Annotated in this window: 11 protein-coding genes and 3 pseudogenes; 6 read left to right on the top strand and 8 right to left on the bottom strand. The window is 56.8% G+C overall.

The window, feature by feature from the left end; genetic code table 11:
- Positions 1-57: 57 nt before the first annotated feature.
- The 5 genes from HGP14_RS32370 to HGP14_RS32350 form a co-directional block, all read right to left on the bottom strand.
- The gene (locus tag HGP14_RS32370) at positions 58-1,047 is read right to left on the bottom strand and encodes a glycosyltransferase (RefSeq protein ID WP_168833908.1); all 990 of its coding nucleotides are present in this window, start codon (positions 1,045-1,047) and stop codon (positions 58-60) included.
- Between the two features lie 68 nt (positions 1,048-1,115).
- The gene (locus tag HGP14_RS32365; RefSeq protein ID WP_246704717.1) at positions 1,116-2,228 is read right to left on the bottom strand and encodes a glycosyltransferase family 8 protein; all 1,113 of its coding nucleotides are present in this window, start codon (positions 2,226-2,228) and stop codon (positions 1,116-1,118) included.
- Positions 2,229-2,232: 4 nt separating this feature from the next.
- The gene (locus HGP14_RS32360; protein ID WP_168833907.1) at positions 2,233-3,276 is read right to left on the bottom strand and encodes a UDP-glucuronic acid decarboxylase family protein; all 1,044 of its coding nucleotides are present in this window, start codon (positions 3,274-3,276) and stop codon (positions 2,233-2,235) included.
- Between the two features lie 45 nt (positions 3,277-3,321).
- Positions 3,322-4,821: a sugar transferase gene (locus HGP14_RS32355; protein WP_168833906.1), complete on the bottom strand. Its 1,500-nt coding sequence runs from the start codon at positions 4,819-4,821 to the stop codon at positions 3,322-3,324.
- 50 nt (positions 4,822-4,871) lie between these two features.
- Positions 4,872-5,681 carry a WecB/TagA/CpsF family glycosyltransferase gene (locus HGP14_RS32350; RefSeq protein ID WP_168833905.1) on the bottom strand — a complete coding sequence of 270 codons (810 nt, stop codon included), beginning with the start codon at positions 5,679-5,681 and terminating at the stop codon, positions 4,872-4,874.
- A gap of 318 nt (positions 5,682-5,999) precedes the next feature.
- On the opposite strand from HGP14_RS32350, the gene HGP14_RS36005 reads away from it, so the two are divergent.
- Together HGP14_RS36005 and HGP14_RS32335 are read left to right on the top strand one after the other, a co-directional pair.
- Entirely contained in the window at positions 6,000-6,869 is an 870-nt protein-coding gene (locus HGP14_RS36005) for a phytanoyl-CoA dioxygenase family protein (RefSeq protein ID WP_312862241.1), read from the top strand.
- Between the two features lie 383 nt (positions 6,870-7,252).
- Positions 7,253-8,210 (top strand): IS630 family transposase gene (locus HGP14_RS32335; RefSeq protein WP_409527119.1). Its coding sequence is split into 2 segments (ribosomal slippage): positions 7,253-7,588 and positions 7,590-8,210, totalling 957 coding nucleotides; the frame shifts between segments, so codons are not numbered across the junction.
- A 73-nt stretch (positions 8,211-8,283) separates the two neighbouring features.
- Here the strand turns inward: HGP14_RS32335 and HGP14_RS32330 are convergent.
- The 3 pseudogenes from HGP14_RS32330 to HGP14_RS32320 all read right to left on the bottom strand — a co-directional run.
- A pseudogene (locus HGP14_RS32330) lies at positions 8,284-9,193 on the bottom strand (IS110 family transposase); the annotation flags it as partial.
- A 238-nt stretch (positions 9,194-9,431) separates the two neighbouring features.
- Positions 9,432-11,552, bottom strand: a pseudogene (locus HGP14_RS32325) (right-handed parallel beta-helix repeat-containing protein).
- A pseudogene (locus HGP14_RS32320) lies at positions 11,549-12,870 on the bottom strand (O-antigen ligase family protein). Before HGP14_RS32320 ends, HGP14_RS32325 begins: the two co-directional pseudogenes overlap by 4 nt.
- A 338-nt stretch (positions 12,871-13,208) precedes the next feature.
- Here HGP14_RS32320 and HGP14_RS36900 point away from each other — a divergent pair.
- The 4 genes from HGP14_RS36900 to HGP14_RS32300 all read left to right on the top strand — a co-directional run bounded on the left by HGP14_RS36900 (position 13,209) and on the right by HGP14_RS32300 (position 18,093).
- Positions 13,209-14,159: a class I SAM-dependent methyltransferase gene (locus tag HGP14_RS36900; protein WP_168833903.1), complete on the top strand. Its 951-nt coding sequence runs from the start codon at positions 13,209-13,211 to the stop codon at positions 14,157-14,159.
- 753 nt (positions 14,160-14,912) lie between these two features.
- Positions 14,913-15,863, top strand: coding sequence for a glycosyltransferase family 2 protein (locus HGP14_RS32310; protein ID WP_168833902.1), 951 nt, complete (start codon positions 14,913-14,915; stop codon positions 15,861-15,863).
- Positions 15,860-16,960, top strand: coding sequence for a glycosyltransferase family 4 protein (locus HGP14_RS32305; RefSeq protein ID WP_168833901.1), 1,101 nt, complete (start codon positions 15,860-15,862; stop codon positions 16,958-16,960). The genes HGP14_RS32310 and HGP14_RS32305 overlap by 4 nt, the downstream gene beginning before the upstream one ends.
- The gene (locus HGP14_RS32300) at positions 16,951-18,093 is read left to right on the top strand and encodes a glycosyltransferase family 4 protein (RefSeq protein WP_168833900.1); all 1,143 of its coding nucleotides are present in this window, start codon (positions 16,951-16,953) and stop codon (positions 18,091-18,093) included. The genes HGP14_RS32305 and HGP14_RS32300 overlap by 10 nt, the downstream gene beginning before the upstream one ends.
- Positions 18,094-18,315 lie beyond the last annotated feature (222 nt).

Here is an 18,315-nt window from a genome sequence, read left to right as displayed (position 1 = left end):
ATCGCCCGTCGTTTTGATCTGTGGATCATCGGGATGAGCCGGTTGGGTTCAGCCAGCTCATTCGGCAGATCGCCGACCGACAGAATTCAAGACATGCCAACATTTTGGTCCGATGGTCTGTTTGAAAGCGAGCTTGATCCACGGCAAAGATTTTCTCACTTCGGGATAGACCTCCAAAGCAAACCGCTGAATTCCCGCGGCTGCCGCAGTGTCGAAGTTGTTGAAGGCCATGCTGGCCAGTCGGAGTGCCTCTCTTCCCAGATCTTCGGCAAGAAAGTGCCGCAACGTCTCATCCTCTTTGAGGATATCTGCCCTGTGGAGAAACAGCAACTCGAAGGCCGCTTTTCTCTGCTGGAGGTCGGGCAGAATGCTTTCTGCATAATAGTTTAGTGACATGTTCGAAGCATGCCTGCGATATACAGCTTGGTCTTCATTGATAAAGCCGACCCCGGCGTGTGATGCGAGCCGAAGCCACATTTCCATATCGCCGGCATGTGGTAGTTCCTTACGATAGCCGCCTACCCGTTTTTGTAGAGTTGTTCTCACGACGGCCGTCGGCGTCGGAACTATGTTAGTCGCTCCACTCAATCGAATGAATTCGGAACCGGAAAGAATCTGCCATTGGGGCACATTGTTGGGACCAAGAGGGTTGAGGCGCCGTGTCGTGCCATCCGGCTCCGCGATCAGCGCGTTCCCGAAAGTGAACCCCACATTCGGCTTACTGCGCATCAACTCCGACGACCTGCTTAGTGCGCCCGGTAAAAGATAGTCGTCGGCGGAAAGAAGAAGGAACAAGTCGCCCCTCGCCCACTCAATTCCCTCGTTGTAAGTGGCGATGTGGCCTCTGTTTGCCTCGTGGCGCCGGCATGTGACTCGTTTATCCTGAGCTTCCAAGACTGTTGCAATATCTGGCGTATTGTCTGGCGAAGCATCGTCCAGAATAAGCACACGGACATCGACATCCGCTTGCGAGAGAACGCTTGCAACACATTCTTCTAGGAAATGAGCGTAGTTGTAGCAGGGAATTACGACATCGACACGTTGCAAGCTTGTTCCTCCGCAGTCAGCCGCAGCGTCAGGGCGCCTCGTAAATTTCCGGATGGCATCACACTGTTTCAGTAACGACGTACCGCCCTATCCTCGTCCCGAGAGGTTCCGTGGTATTCCTGCTTGGCTTCGGTCCACTCTGATCTTGGCTCTCCGATTGACTTCGCAGACGTTAAGACATGTGTACGCATGATCGATTTTGTCCAGGCCCATGCAGCTCGCAACAAGGCGGACCGAGCAAGGAGCCTAGAGCCTACACGCTTCAATGCACCATGAACGCGATCGCGACGAGTAAGCGCAAAGCGGGTTCGGGATCGAAACGTATCGTAGAGCGCTACGTTCGGGCTCAAGCTCCCTGGTTTCCAAGGTTTCACGTAGGTCACAAAATGAACGATCGCGAGCTTTTGCTCGAGCGCGGTACTTGCAATCATTTGCGACGGATCGAATTGGAAATTCCAAGTGTGTTCCAACACTTTCCACTTTCCGTCGCAGACGGCGTTGAGAGCGTCCTGGTCAGAGTATTCCGCGGTTGGGAAGCGATCGAGATATTCCAGTGCTCTTTCTGATATCCGCTCGTTTCGCCATTTTGCGAGGTCGATAAGAAGCACGCCGGCGTTGAAGTAGCGTTCGACCCGAAGACTGCTTTTAGGGCTTCGTCCATTGCTCGCAACACTGTCCAGGCAGTAGTCAGGGACGGCACCGATTACCGCATCGCCTAGATCGATATTCCACAAGTCCTCCAGACCATTAAGTACAAGGATATCGCCATCCAAATACAGGACCCTGCTGCAGGTCGCCGGAAGGAAACGCGGCAGAACAATCCTTGAAAAGGTCATCTTCGAGACCCCAGGACGAGTGGAAAACTCGCCCGCCAAGGATATGGTGTCGATAAGGTGCCACTGTATTACTGCAGAGTCCTTGGGCAGCGAATCAAAAACGCGTCTCTTTGTTTCATCGTTGATCCCCTCATAAATAATATGGATATTCAAGGGCCACGCGCGCGTGTTGTTCTCAGCGATTGATCTAAGCGCGGTCGCCAAAGGCACCACATACGCCGCATCAACCGCAAGCACGATTGGACCCAATACCTTTTTTGTGCCTGCAGTGGCGGCTCTTGTTAGAACGCTACGTGAATCCATGTTTCCGACACCATTGAAACAAAAACCAGCCTCGATTTGCATGTCCCTATCGCGTGGCTTCTGGAATAGTAAGTCCGGCATTCGGAGAAAGCAGGTGCGGATAAGCCTCTTGGCGTGACTTGGTCTTGAGTACGCTCCTTACTCCGCCGGAAAGGGCCCACTCGAAATAGGCGATCGTCTTCTCCAGACCTTCGCGCAGGCTCACCGTTGGCTGCCAGCCCAGTTCTTGCCTTGCGCGGCTGATGTCCGGCTTCCGCTGTGTCGGGTCGTCGGTCGGCAGAGGCTTGAAGACCATGCCCGATCTCGATCCCGTCATTTCGATCACCATTTCGGCCAGTTCACGAACCTGAAATTCGCCTGGATTGCCGAGGTTGATTGGGCCAGTGACCCCAGCGGGCGCACTCATCAGGCGGATAAGGCCGTCGATCAGGTCGTCCACGTAGCAGAACGACCGCGTTTGCGTTCCGTCCCCGAAAATCGTGATCGGCTCGTTCCGAAGCGCCTGAACGATGAAATTGGACACGACGCGACCATCATTAGGGTGCATTCGCGGCCCATAGGTATTGAATATCCGCGCCACTCGGATTCCTAAGCCATATTGACGGTGATAATCGAAAAACAGCGTTTCGGCGCACCGCTTGCCTTCGTCATAGCATGCCCGCGGACCTATTGGGTTGACGCTGCCTCGATATTCTTCGGGCTGAGGGTGGACAGCGGGATCGCCGTATACTTCGCTCGTGGATGCCTGCAAAATCTTGGCCTTGGTGCGTTTGGCCAAGCCGAGCATGTTGATGGCCCCGTGCACATTCGTCTTCACGGTCTGCACCGGATCGATCTGGTAGTGGACCGGAGATGCCGGGCAGGCGAGATTGTAGATCTCGTCGATCTCCACATAAAGCGGAAACGTGACGTCGTGGCGAATGGTCTCGAAGTGGGGATCGTCCAGAAGATGCAGCACGTTGTCTCGTGAGCCGGTGTAGTAATTGTCCACACAGAGGACGTCATTGCCCTCTGTCAAAAGCCTTTCGCACAGGAACGATCCTAAGAATCCGGTGCCACCGGTAACCATAACTCGCTTTTGTCCGTGCATTGCTGTGCTCCATCGTTGGTGTTTGCCCGCAGGACGAGAAACAGGTCAGTAAGCTCCATTGCGCTTGAAGACCGCAGGAATTGTGCTCAGGAGGATGTGCCAGTCGAACCACAGGGACCTGTTGTCGATGTAGAACTCGTCAAGTTGTTGCTGCAGTCTGAGATCGGCATTGCTTCGCTCGGATATCTGCCAAAGGCCCGTAAGTCCCGGCGTTACCGAACGCCGCTTGTCGCGAAATTCAGGATCCATCGCCACGAGGTGGTATTCCGGAAAGGGGCGCGGTCCCACGATGGCCATCTCCCCGGCAATGATGTTCGCCAGTTGCGGGAGTTCGTCGAAGCTCGTCGAGCGAAGGAGATGCCCAATCACCGGCAAGACGCGCGGATCCTGCCTAAGCTTGAAGTGAGTTGACCACTCGTTTCGTATGGCTGGATTCTTCCGGAACAACGCTTCCAGCCGCTGTTCCGCATCCCTATACATTGTTCTCAGTTTCAAGACGTGCACCGGCTTGCCAGACAAACCTTCCCTCGCCTGTCTGAAGAAAACGGGTCCCGGATCGATGGCATAGATCGCGGCCGCAGCAATTAGAATGAAGGGCACAACCAGCAGCATAGCAGGGATAGCGATCGCGAGATCGAGGGCTCGACGAACCAGGTTCGAGTTTGCCGAGCTCCCGGCCATGGCCAAGCGAATACCGATCTCCCCGCCGACGTCCGCAGGCCGCAATCCAGTGACCTTGAAGTTCGGCGTGTCGGAAAGGAGAATGACTTCAGCGAACTTTCGACGCATCGTTGCCAACTCGGCCATAAGCGAGTCCGTATCACCGGCAATCAAGGCAATAGGTGGCCCGTTATCCGGTAATATTTCCGGAGTATCGGGTGAAAAGGGTTCCGGCCGAATGCCGTACTGCCAGTGGTCGGTGAAATGAGTCATGAGCGCGGGGACACGATTGCGGCCGGCTATGATCACCGCCCGTTCTCCCCAGATTCCAAGCCTCCAGCACATGCCTCGCGCGACCCAATGCATGACAGGTTGAACCATCAGCCCGAGGCCAAGGAAGCCAAGGGTGGCAAGCAGCAGTCCTGACCCTTCTGGCAGGAGGATCGCACCGACCGCCGCGAGGGCAGCCACCTTGACGGAAGCGGTCGTGCGGCGGCGCAGATGTTCGTGGTCGTGAAGCCGATATCCAGGATAGAGCGCGTCCGACGCATAAAGAACGATTGCCGCCAATGCTGCGAGGGCAAAAGCACGGTTCAGTACCGTACTCTCCGAGCCGTCCGGAAGGAACGGCAGGAGAAGGAAATAGGCCACTAGATAGGCCGCGATGTCGCCAGCAACCAGAAGTGATGAGGTGGCAAGCCGGGGGAATCTGCGCCTTAGTGGAACTGGCATTTTCAGCCCCGACTGCTTGGAGAACTCAGCAGTTGGGGTGGGGTTTGTTACGGGTGGGACAGAGTTTGTCGGAACCGTCCGCGTGGCCACGTCATTCGTGGTGTCTGCCTTCGACAGGCCGGATGTCATTGCTGACGACGCGAATGAAGACATGATGATTTCACCCCTCTAGGTCTTTGTTTCGGCGCGCTCGATCTACAGACCTATTCTTTGATCGGAAACTTCCGAAGCCCCAGTCTCTGTAATGCAGTCAGTGAGATGAAGGTCGGCACGACGAGCGCATAGCGCCGCCACAGCCGTCGCGGCTCGCACAAAAGACGAAACGCCCATTCGAAGCCGCTTCTTTGGATGATCCTCGGAGCCTGCCGCTTGAGGCCGGCGTGGAAATCGACTGCAGCGCCGACACCGATGAGCATCGAAGCCTCTAGACGATCGCGCATGCGCGCCATCCAGAGTTCCTGCTTGGGGCTGCCAAGTCCTACCCAGATGATATCCGCGCCTGACCGATTGATCCGCTCAGCAATATCCGCCTCCTCTTGCATTGATAGTTCGTGAAAAGGCGGTGCATAGTAACCGGCGATCTGCGCTTCCGGGAATTTCACGAGAAGTCGCGCCCGCAGTTTCTCCAACGTCTTGGCTGTTGCGCCATAAAGGAAGTGGCGCAAGCCCTTGGATCTGCCAGCTTCGAAAACAGATAACATGAGGTCAGGTCCGTATACCCTGCCGCTTTCCAAATGGCCAGCATGGTTCAATGCCCATACCAACGGCATGCCGTCGGGCGTCACGAGGAACGCCCGATTATGTATAGACCGAAGCTCGGGATCCTTTTGACATCGGACGATGCCGTGTGCGTCGCGAACGCACACATATTCTTTCTTGCCGTCTTCAATCGCCTTTTGAATAAGTCCAGTCGCGCTTTTGAGATTGACTGCCGAAACGCGAACACCAAGGACATTAGTCCATTTTGGATTGAGAGCTGAAGTTTGGCTGCTGTCTGCTGGTGGCTTTCTCATGACCTGCGCTTCCGCGATCTGAAACTATTATCAGCATATGCCGGCAGGCCGCTTGCCTCCATACTTGCCGTTCCAACTATTGGGCGTAGAAGGAACTTCATATTTCTACCGCTCGCGCCGAATGACTTACGATGTTTGAAGTAAGGCTATGTCCTCAGTGCTCGTCACGTTGCTCTTTTTGATGAGCGTTCCCCCGAAAGAACGGTTTGACCTTCGCGGAACCGTAGAAGGATAGTCGCTTTCTCGCGGATAAGTTGGGAGAGAGACTTGGTTAACCAAATAGGCGAACTGGGAGCGTCGGCTGATGAGCCCTCAGATGTGCCCGGCAGAGCCAACCGGCTGCAGAAAGATTTGAGCTCCAATGGTTATATTGTCATCAGGGAAGTCCTGACCCCTGAGCAGGTGAAACGCTTACGGCTGGCGGTCACACAATACCTGAAGTCGGGAGGGCAGTATAAGTACGGTGGCAAATTCCAGCTTCATGCCATGTATGTCGTAGAGGAAGTCGCCAAATTGCTGACTTCCGATACGATCCTCAATCGCCTTAAGGAAATCACTCACCCGCTCGAGGTCGTTCTTACCGGCGAATGCGATCTGATGATCAACACGACCTCGTCATGGCATCATGATGTTCCCCACCATCGCGCCTCCCTTGATGGAAGTATTTTCTCGGACGAGAGTTTCAGGGTCTACAAGATCGCGTTCTACCTGCAGGATCAGGACGAAAACTCGCGAGCGACATTGAAGATTCGACCAAGATCTCATCTTAAGGCCCTGAATCAGAGCATGCCAGAGAAGGCAGTCGCCGTGCGGGCGGGTGACGCTATCGTCTTCGACGTACGTATCGAACATGCCGGGCAAATGCCGACATTGGTTGACAGGGCTGCACGCAGGCTCTTTGAGCGGATTGCGCCGCGGCTTCGCCTGGACGCGCAAAAGGCTTTCACCTTGACGCGCTCGATCATTCGATGGATCGGCAGGGTTCCCGACAGGGTCGCGATTTTCATGACCTTTGGTCCGCCTGATGCATGGACCTATTCCTATGTTGAGGAAGGCCGGAAGTGGCATCCTGGGGTTCGGGGCACGCTCAGCCCAGAGGTGCTGACGCAGCTCGCTGTCAGCAACGTTGCCCCGCCCCTGATTGGGAAGCCCTATTCATCCCACCAAGCTTCTAGGTCCGAATTTTGATGCGTACACTTTTGTCAGCCTATGCCTGCGAGCCGGGTGCGGGATCCGCGTTGGGCAAGGGTTGGAATTTCGCTTTGGAATTGGCTCGCCAAGGTCATGCCCTCACCGTTCTTACCTGCGGGAGTCACCATCGTCTTGCGATTGAGCGCCATTGCAAGGAGCGACAGGTGCCGAGTAGGCTGGGCTTTGTCTGGCACGATGTCCAAGCTGGCCTGGTCCCGGATACGAAAACGTTCATCGAATTCGTCAGCACTACTACATGTGGCAAATGACTGCCCGTAGAACGGCCGCTAGAGCGGTTCATGGCTTTTCGGAATCTAGATGAGATTCCCAAATCAGCAGGTTTGTGATTCATAGTGGCTGCTGGATGGAGGCCGGCGTCCATGACGCGACCCTATTCGAATGATCTACGTGAGCGTGCTGTTGCAGCGGTTGCGGCCGGCCAGCGCTGCCGGGTGGTGGCGGATCGTTTTGATATTGCCGTCTCGTCGGTGGTGAAGTGGTCGCAACGCTACCGGGCGACGGGCAGCGTGTCGCCCGGCAAGATGGGCGGCCATCGCCGGCCTATTCTGGAGCCGCATCGTGCCTTCATCGTGGAGAGGATCGAGCAGACCTCGCACCTGACGTTGCCTCGCCTGAAGGACGAACTGGCCGCCCGCGGTGTCATCGTCTCTCACAATGCCATCTGGCAATTCATGCGCCGGGAAGGCCTGCGCTTCAAAAAAAACGTTGTTCGCCCTTGAGCAGGGCCGCGCCGACATTGCCCGGCGCAGAACACGCTGGAAGGCCTGGCAAGGCCGCTTCGATCCGAAACGGCTGGTGTTCATCGACGAAACCTGGATCAGGACCAACATGGCGCCCTTGCGTGGCTGGGGACCGAAAGGCAAGAGACTGCGCGGCTTTGCACCGCATGGCCGCTGGCGCACCCCAACCGTCCTCGGCGCCTTGCGCTGCGATCGGCTCACCGCGCCCTGCGTCTTCGATGCCCCAATCAATGGCGAGTGCTTCCGCGCCTATGTCCACCAACAACTGATCCTGACCCTCAACCCCGGCGACATCGTCATTCTCGACAATCTCGGATCCCACAAGGCCAAGGCTATTGGCCGGGCCATCAGGGCAGCCGGCGCCAGACTTTGGTTCCTGCCGAAATACTCGCCCGACCTCAATCTGTGTATGGATGGCTCCTGCGGGTCAAGGGTCGGATCGGGTTTGGTGAACAGGTCGGTTGCGGCCATGTATACGGCGTCTGAATGTGCAACGGGATCGCTGCGCGCCCTGATGAATATCCGCTTTGAGAACAGGTCCCACTCAATCGAGCGCGCTCGAGGCGCTTCGGATTGATCGGGGTGTCCCGGTTCTTCGTCTCCGCTTGTTCGCCATCACCTCACTTTGCCCTGACCATTCCGAGAGCCTATCAGGCTGTTTGCGGCTCGTAGCGTGATCCGTCCCTAAGGACGGCGAAAATTGTTCTTGCCATGCGATGCGCCAAAACGATCGCAACTACCTTCCTCTTCTTCCGCATCAGCATGCCCGATAGCCAGTCCGAGCCCGGTTCGCGCTTGAGTCTGGATCTGAGCATGATCTGCGCCATGGCGCCCAGATACTGCAATCGCCGGATATACCGATTGCCCATCTTCGAGATCCTGCCCACCTTCTGCTTGCCTCCGGTGGAGTGCGGCTTGGGAGTAAGGCCGAGCCAGGCGGCATAGTCTCTCGCGCAGTCGAAGTTGTCGACATCCGGCGTCGTTGCTGCGATGATCGTCGCCGACAGCATCCCCACACCTGGGATCGTGGCCAGACGCTGGCTTGTCTCGCTTTTCCACATAGGTCTCTTCGATCTCATCGGTCAACCGCTCGATCCGCTTGTTCGTCTCGGCCAACTGATCGAAGAGCAGACCCACGGGCCTTCGAGCCACTTCCGGCAGTTGATCCAGTTGTTGCTTCAATCGATCGACGTTCTGTGCGCCCTTCGCCACTATGATGCCGAACTCCGTCATGTGAGCTCGGATCGCGTTGCCGACCTGCGTGCGTTGGCGAACCAGAAAGTCCCGCGTCCGGTGAAGAACCAGAACCGATGAGCAGCTTTCGCTCTTGATGGCGACAAACCGCATGGAGGGACGCGTCACGGCTTCACAAATGGCGGCCGCATCCGCAGCATCCGTCTTCCCGCGCTTCACGTAAGGCTTCACATAGGATGGCGGCATCAGTCGGACGTCGTGCCCCATCTTCTGAAGCCTGCGCCCCCAGTCGTGAGAACCTGCGCAAGCCTCCATACCGATCAGGCATCGCGGACGCTTCTGGAAAAACGCGAGCAACTGATTACGCCACATGTACTTCATCCCGAACTTGGCACGGTGATGCTCTACGCCGGCCGCAGCGATCTCTTTGCCGAGCATTTTTGAACGCCGCCTGCCTTCTCGGGTAAGGTAGATTGGACATGGCGGGGCGGCGGGCGCTGCAAGTCTAGCCGACGGCGCGTCGGCCCGAATGCGTTATGCGCTTCAGCCATAGCTGAAGGCGTTATCGCCCGGTAGGAACACCGCCTGTTACGGCGCCAATATGTTACTCGGAATGTGCGACTACACTGCCTGTGTCCCCCCCAGCCTTCTGAAGATCACTTAGGCTGCCAAATTCTCCCGAAGACATGATCTCCGGGTGTATTCGGAAGCTCTTGTTGTTCAGATTGCCGCTGTAGCGGTTGCGCGCGAAATGCGCGTATCCGGGCCCGTGGTCGGGGGCGTAGACGTATGCTGCAAGCCCGTTGCTATTGTCGACCGATACAATATTTTCTTCGACGCGGTTTGGGCGTGCCCATGGCGGATGCCAGCCCCTGCCGGTCCCGTCATCAACGCGAAAAGCCGCGCCCGATCCGTGTGCAATGACGTTTCCAGTCACTACGTTGTTCCAGCCGCCGTTGATGCCGATCGCCGAGATCGTTGCCCGTAAGGGTATTTCCTTCAATGCGCACTCCGCTGGCCTTGCCATCGGTGTAGATCGCCCAACTAATAGGAGTCGGCCATTCATTGATATTTTCATATCCGGGAGGCCAAAACGTTCCATCGCCCCTGTTCATAAGGTGACCTGTTCCGGTGACGAGATTGTAGCGGATGCTGCTGTTCAGGAGGTCGCCCTGCGCGCCCATCAGCTTGATGGCACCGCCATCTGCCGTCTGCTGATTGGCGTTACGGATCACGTTATATTCGATGACTGCGTCATGTACGGCGTCTTCAGCCCCCACAGTGAGCCGCCGGCGATACCGAACTGCGCAGCGTTTTCGATCAGGTTGTGGGCGATCCTCATACTGTCGGCGGCTTGGAACCATATCCCGGCGGTTTCAAAGTAAACCTTTCCAATGTCATGGATATGGTTAGACAGGATTCTGGCACCGTTCGATTTGCCGAAGCTGCCGTAGGTTGTGCCAATGTAAATTCCATTGCCATCCACATTGCCGGCGATCAAAACCTCGTCGCTTTCGGACACATGGATACCGACGCCGACGTTTTCAATGACGTTGCCGAGCAACCTGACGTGGTCCGCGTGCTCGAGCCGTATGGCGCCAAATCCTCTGGTGTCGGTATAGAACTTGCCGCTACCCTGCGGAGCTCCATCACGAAACTGGAGCCCCGACACAACCATGCCATCGGCCCCCTCCAGCTTGAAGAATGTCGGTAGGATGCCAGCGACAACTGCAGAACCGGGTAACAGTCGGTCGGCAGGGATATAGTCGAGCTGCCCTGCAACGGGGTCGTACCACCATTCCCCGGGAGCATCGAGCAAGGCCGCCGCCCCGGTCAAGAAATAACGGCTGCCTTCTGCGGTGAAGAAATAGCTGGTGCCTCTGGTATGAACAGTCCGTGCTGCGTCATCGATCGAAACCACTGGGAGTGTGTCACTGCCCCATTGGGTTCCGGGTTGGAAGCCGCCAACGATGTGGACGACAAGCCCTGTCAGATCTCCCAACGTCGGAAGATCGCCGGCATGGAAGCAAAAGCGTGTGTTACCTTGCCAAACGTCGACGTCCGGCTCGCACTTGGCAGCAAACAACCATCCCCTGCGCGGATCTCCATCCACGGGGGCATTGGGAAAGCGAGGCCGAGTTTGAAGGGCCCCATTGACGAAAATCGCACCCACCTGCTCATCTGGAGGTAACTAACCTGAGCGGTGCCGTCCAGCGACCATCGGCCTGCGGCGCCCACCCGCGCAGAAGCGGGCCGCCGTGTAAAACCGGCTTCTCGTTACATCTCGCTGTGATGATCAGGCCCGCATCGCGAGAGTCGAAGACTATCGGTTGAGCGAGATAGTAGTCTCCGCTGCCCATTGCAACTGTGCTTTGGCCGCCCTTCTCGCGTGCAGCGTCACGAGCTCTCTCAATGCTGGCGAAAGGACCTCGGTGCGCTGAGGATTTGGCCCAGGAAGGAGGCCACTCCAGGTGTCTTCGCCGTCCGGAGAAACGTAGAATATTGCCCGGTCCGCGGATGTGCTGGTCGATAAGTCGCTTAAGGAGGTCCCATTCAGCTTGGCTGATAGGGCCGCCGCCGAAGCTTCCGCGCAAGTCGCTTCCCTGATCGTCTTCTGCAGCCGGTCGGGCGCATCTGCATCCGACCACACTGATGCCGTATTGCCCGGCTGCGGAAAGAGCGTCGCAAGCAAAATGCTCAAGATCAGTGCGAAGCGCAGCCTCATGAGATTTGCAGCTCCGTCGTTATGCTGCGTGCGGGGGCGCGCCGTGGTGGACTAAGGTTGGTTGAAACGACGGGAGCATATTGCGAGAACATGATGATGGCAGTGGCAAACAGAACGAAAATGCAGTCATTCTGGATCAAAAAGATGCTCTCAGTCAGATTCATTATTAAAACCATGATCATGAAGACGTTTAGCCAGAGCCAGCCGTATTTAGGACCGCGACAGTAAGGGCCGCGCCTTGGCATGCTGCGCGGAGAACTATCAGAACAAACAGGGTCATTCCGCCTATTCCGAAGCTCAACATAGTATCGCGGAATCCATTGTGGGCGTGGGGAGCCAGCCACTTGATTTTTGACCAAATAACCCACGCTTCTGGGTTCGCTTCTGTCCAAAACGCCTGGTAGCCAAAGCTGAGCAGAAGATGATTGGCTATCACACGGTCAACCAATTCCCACAACGGCACCCGGCCCGTCAGAGTGGCATCCTTGCCAAGCGCTTCGAGGGCGGGAACGAGGAATTCGTGAAGCAAAATGAGAAGAACGACCGTGACTTGAACAAAGACCATGATAACGACGATGCTGCTGATGCCGCGGGTTCTCTGTAGGGTGGAGTAGAATCCGATCAGGCAGTACGCCGATGCCGTCGCAATCATCGCGGTCATCGATCCCGAGCCCACAAGACAGACCCCACCCGCGATCAACAGAACGAAAGCGGTTCGCCGCAAGCCTAGAGTACCGTCAATCAGCACGGCCGTCGCCACCAATATCATTATGCTGGCATACCAACCGAGACTGTTCTTGTGGATGAAGATACCCCGCATCGCGCCATCCAAGGGCATGTGGGCGAGATTCGGTGACGCTGCGAGAATGGCCACGCTGAGGACGACACAAGTTCCCAAGGTCGCAAATACGAGCAGAAGCAGCTGTCTCGGTGTGAAACGTATTGCCAACACATAGGCCAAAAGCACTGTAAACAGGAGGCCGATGGCGCGCCTTAAGGTCGTTGATGCGCCTACAGACCACAAGACAGACAAAAACGGCAGGGCAAATAGCAGAGGGAAAAGCAGATTTCGCCTGAGTGCTATGAGAAATTGCGAAAAATTCCGGATCAGGATCAATCCGGCAAATGCGTATACGGGTAGGCAAAGGAGACGCAATTTGGCCTTGGCTGGATCGCTAAGAGCTCCGTCGGCATCTGCCAGCATGAGTGGGAAAAGGGCACCCGTCTGCAGAAAAGGACATATTCCGGCGCCCCAGCATTCTATGGTTCGCCAACTGATGGTCGGCCCACGCGCGATTCTAAGCCCATATGCTCTCATTGTCGGTCCCCACAAGAGTCTGTTTGCGGCAAACGTGCAAGACATATGTCTTTCATGGCTACGCTGTTGTACCAAGGTACAATCATCCGGCGACATCCGCGGGGCAACAATCACAAAACGAAGGCGGGGCTACCTCTAACGCAGATACCCACCATCCAATGACGCTGTTACGCCTAAGCCCTTGGGAGGCACTTCCTTCCTCAAGGGTTGGCGGCACGGTTCACGGGACTGCCCATAAGAGCAGGTGTTGCGCGTGACCATTCGCCGCTAGCTTGGCGATGAATGCATACCACGAGGACATCGCGCTTGGCCGCAGTTCTTTCCGGTGAAGTCAGGCAATGGCTCTGGCGCAGGCTGATTGTCCGCAGTTGACGCTTGGAAGGGGTGGGATTCCGATGGTTCAACTTCATAGTCCTGGTTCCGCACGCATAAGCGGAACCTACCTCCGGCATCGACACGACGAGGATCACTATGCATCCGAAAGTCATCTACCTTCCCGCTACGCCGCCCAGGACACAATCGACTGCCTGCATCATGACCGAATGTATTCTTCACTGGACGCACTCCTTCGACATGCTGCAGACACAACTTGGATGACGGTCGGCGATGGTCGCTTCGGGACTGATGCTAATTTCCTACGACCGCACGTTCGATCCGTTCTTGCAACCAGCATATCTTCGTCAACGCTTGTTATTGCAAAGCACCGGAACTGGATTGATGGGTATTCCGAGGAGAACGCCGAGAGGATATCCTTCGGTGACGAGCAATTCGACTTTGTGCTATGCAAGGAGGCGTATCATCATTTCCCAAGGCCGGCTATCGGCTTATATGAGATGCTGCGCGTTGCTCGTGTAGGCGTCGTTCTCATCGAACCATTCGACAGCCAATGGTCGCCACTTGGCAGTATCAAGAGACTCATTAAACGCGTCTTACGTGGTGAGCATCCTTACGACCAATTCGAACCCGTCGGAAATTTTGTCTTCCGGTTGTCGAGAACAGAAACGTCTAAAGTCATGACTGCTCTTGGATACTATGGAATTGCCTGGAGGCCTATGAATGGCTTCTGGTGGGGGCCACTTAGTAGTGCAAGCAAAACAAAAATTTCGCTGCGGCTCGCGGCGTATTGGTTAGGCGTTTACGCACAGGATTTGGCTTGCCGCATACGGTTGCTGTCGCCGGGACTTGTAACCCTGGTTTGCTTGAAAAATCCGCCTTCTCCAGAACTTCTACGCGACCTGAAGAGACATGGCTTTCGGATCGACATATCGCCCCCAAATCCATACACGTAATCACGTAAGTGGCGCCGTCGCCAACAGCATGTCCTGTTCCGCTGAAAGGGCTCCCCATGAACACAAGAAGACGCAGCGGCTTCACTGCCAGAAGGCACTGGTACTGCTTTAGCCGAAAATGCATGCAAGTTTCGGCCTGCTTGTTATGCGGGTAGGCAAAAGAGACTCAATATAGCCTCCGGCGAATCGCTAAGTGCTCCCTCGGCATCTGCGAGGCACGAGGGATAACAGCGCGCCGGTCTGAAGGCAGGGGCGCCTACCTCTAACGCAGATGCCCATCCCCACTGACGCTGTGACGCCTAAGCCTTTGGGAGGCACCTCCCTCCCCAATGGTTGGCGGCAAGGGTTCACGGGATTGCCCATAAGAGCATGTGTTGCGCGTGTTCATTCGCCGGTAGCTTGGGGATGAATGCATACCTCGAAGGACATTCGCGCTTGGGCGCAGTTCTTTCCGGTGAGTTCGGCAATGGCTCTGGCGCAGGCTGATTGTCCGCAGTTGACGCTTGGAAGGGTTAGGATCTCCATGGTTCCACTTCATCGCCCTAGTTCCGCACGCTACATGACAAGGGCGTTACTGGTCGCCGGAGATTCTGCCCGGAGATTTCGTCGATGGTTGGCTCTCTATCGACAACGCGGGATGATGCCAGCCGGACCGCATCGGATTTCTTCCGACTATTTCGCGCCACCAAACACGCGCGCGTTCTCAACTCTGCCGCACCAAAGTGTAGCGCAGCGACCCGCTTGAGAGGTGTCATGGAGCGCCCCGCCATCAGCGTCCTCATCAACAATCACAATTACGGTCGCTTCGTCGGTCGCGCGATTGACAGCGCCCTGAACCAGAAAGCCCCAGACGTCGAGACAATCGTCGTCGACGACGGGTCCAGCGACCAGTCGCGCTCTATTCTGGAAGCCTACAATAACCGGGTGAAAGTGCTCTGCCAGGATAACCGGGGACAGGCTGCCGCAATAAATGCTGCAGTGCGGGTGAGCCGTGGGGACATCCTCTGTTTTCTGGACGCCGATGACTGGTGGGCGCCGGGCAAGCTGTCGGCGACGGCGGCGGCTTTCCGTTCGAATCCTCAGGTATCGCTTGTCTACCACCGACTTCAGCCAACGCTAACCGATGGCTCGCCGACCCTCAAGCCGATCCCTCGAACCCTGTGTTCGGGAGATTTGTCGCCGCGGCTCATGAAATCGGCCGGTTGGTGGCCCTTCCCGATGACGTCCGCCATCGCTGTACGACGCAGCGCGTGGGATGCTGCAGGAGATATGCCCGAACAATTCCGTATATCCGCGGACGCTTGGCTCACAGGGATATATCCGTTCCTGGGGGACGTTGCTGCCTTACCGTATTCATTGGGGTTCTACCGAATCCACAACAACAACTGGTATCGGCCGATCGATGATGCCGCCATGCTACGAAAGCGGATGGTTCATTGGCAGGCTTCCGTTGAAGCAACGAACCGGTTTCTTTCAGCCCACGATTTACCGGGAAGGCTGCGTCTGACTGATCACTATCCTTACCGGGTCGCATCGGCAAGGCTGGAGGGAGTCGCTGCGCGCGCACGGCTCAAACTTGCTGTCGATGGGCTGTTGTTTGCCGGAGAACCAAACCTGCTTAGGCGAGTGCGCGACGCGTTGCGCACGGCCCGCGACTTACCTCGGCTCGGTCGGGATGTCGGCTTGTCGGAGGCAGCAAAATGAAGGCGCTGCTGCTGGTTTCCGAACTGGAGGACTACACCATCTCCTTCGCTAGCGGCGTCGCGCGACACTTGCAGGTCGTCCTTGGAGTTCCGCGCCGGCGCTATGCACACCTTGCTTCCTGGTTCGATCCGGCTGTCGATCTGCACCTTCTCGACTGGCCACGGCACCGCTCCCTCTCCAATCCTTGGTTCCTGCATCAGCTGACACGTCTCATCCGGCAGGAGCGGCCGAACCTCATTCACCTTTTGAGCAACTCTACGCTCTGGTTGAACCTTGCCGCTCCGTTCTGGCGCCCGATTCCGCTTGTGACTACCGTACATGATGTGGAACTGCATCCCGGCGATGCTGATACCCGCACGCTACCCGGCTGGGCCGCCGAATTGATGGTTAGGCAATCACGACATGTCGTCGTGCATGGAGAGGGGCTGAAGCGCCTAGCCGTCGACCGATATTCAAAGTCTCCGGATTGCGTCCATGTCCTGTCGCATCCCGCCATTCATCGCTACGCGGAATTCGCTCGGCAGCAGAACATGGTGAGGCGCCACGAAGATGGAAGTTTGCGCGTCCTGCTCTTCGGGCGGATTTTTGCCTACAAGGGCCTGGAGCATCTGGTTCGTGCGGAGGCGATGCTCAAGGACGTCCCCCATCTTCGCATCACGGTTGCAGGCCGCGGCGACGACCCTTGGGTCTTCCAGCCACTTATGGGGGATGCCGGGCGCTACGATATTCGCAACCGCTTTATCGAAGATGCGGAGGTCGCCCAGCTTTTCTTGGACGCCGACATCGTTGTTCTTCCCTATACAGAGGCTTCCCAAAGCGGTGTGCTCAACCTTGCCGCAGCCTTTGGCAAACCGGTTATCGTGACCGATGTGGGCGAATTGCGAGCCACCGTTCAGCCCAACGGATTGGGAATGGTGGTTTCACCCGGCGATCCGGAACAGCTTGCGAGGGCCATCCGAATATTGGCGGAAAACGGCGCGCTCAGAAGCAATTTCGGGACCAACGCGCTCGAATGGGCAATGGGACCGAATTCGCCTGAACAGGTCGGAGCACAGGCCGCGGCGGTTTATCGTGAGGTGGTCGGGGCATGTGTATGAAGGAGCTCACTGATGGAAATCGGGTAGCAATGCGCAGCGCAAGAAGCGTCCGTCACTACCTCCCGGGTGGCTGCGAGAACGGTGGCGGGATCGGCAGGCTAGTTGGCTATATATCAAACGCGGCGAAAGAGACCGACGGAAAACACCTCGTCACCGACACCAGAGGGCCTCGATGGTTCGCGGGCACGTCATTTGTGCGCCTGCTGGGAGCCATCCTGATAATGGCGAAGGATCGGATCATTGCTCCGAAACGCATTCACCATATCCATGTCGCGGGCCGCGGCAGCACCTCACGAAAACTGATCTTGACGGAGGCTGCCCGTTTCCTTGGGTGCTATCACGTATTGCACCTGCACGACTACGACTACGCAAGCGACTTTGCTGCACGCTCGCCACGTCAACAATTTCTCATACGCCGGATGTTTCAATATGCTGACTGCGTCGTGGCGCTGGGCCAGCGCGATCGCACGATGCTAACGACACTTTTGGGCGTAGACGAGCGCCGCATAGTTGTCGCCCACAATTGTGTGCCCGATCCCGGAGCGCGCAATGATCGTGTCGGCGAGACGCCGTTGATCGTGTTTCTCGGTCGGCTGAGCGAACGCAAAGGCGTAAAGGAGCTTCTGCTTGCCCTGAGCCATCCGATCATGAAAGAGCTCCGGTGGCGAGCCGTGCTGGCAGGCGACGGACCTGTAGAGGACTACCGACGTCAGGCTGCAGCGATGGCACTTTCCAATCTGGTGGAGATGCCGGGCTGGCTTGACGCCGACAAGGCGCGAGCCCTGTGTGCACGTGCAGATATCCTGGTCTTGCCCTCGCATGCCGAAGGCATGGCAATGGCGGTTATCGAGGGACTTGCCCACGGGCTCGCCGTCGTCACCACACGTGTTGGCGCGCATGAGGAAGCCATCTCCGATGGCGAAACCGGTATCTTCGTACCAGTCGGAGACAAGGATGCCTTGGCTGCAGCGCTGGCGAAACTGGTTAGCGATCCAGAAATCCGGAACCGTCTCTCGGCCAAAGGCCGCGCCCACTATCTCAACCATTTCAGTATGAAGGCATATATGCGATCGCTGGAAAAGCTCTACGAATCTGTCTCCATGCAACCTCGAACAACGGTTTGCGCACCATGACAGTTTCAACTTTTCCGCCAGACAGCAACGTTTCCTCGATGCGCTATGCACCCCGGTTTCCGATAGAGGCTAAGTCGGATGACTTTGATCTGACATCAGGCTTGCGCCTCGTCCGGCGAAGGATCGTCTTGATAATGGCTGTAATCACTTTGCTTATGGTGCCTGCCGTTGCAGTGATTTCGGGATTGAAGCCGACCTATCATGCCGAATCCCGGCTGATGA

The organism is Rhizobium sp. P32RR-XVIII (genome assembly GCF_012641395.1).
In the GTDB taxonomy this organism is placed as follows: Bacteria; Pseudomonadota; Alphaproteobacteria; order Rhizobiales; family Rhizobiaceae; genus Rhizobium.
Note: the sequence above shows the minus strand (reverse complement) of the source record. Positions and strands in the feature narration are given on the sequence as shown.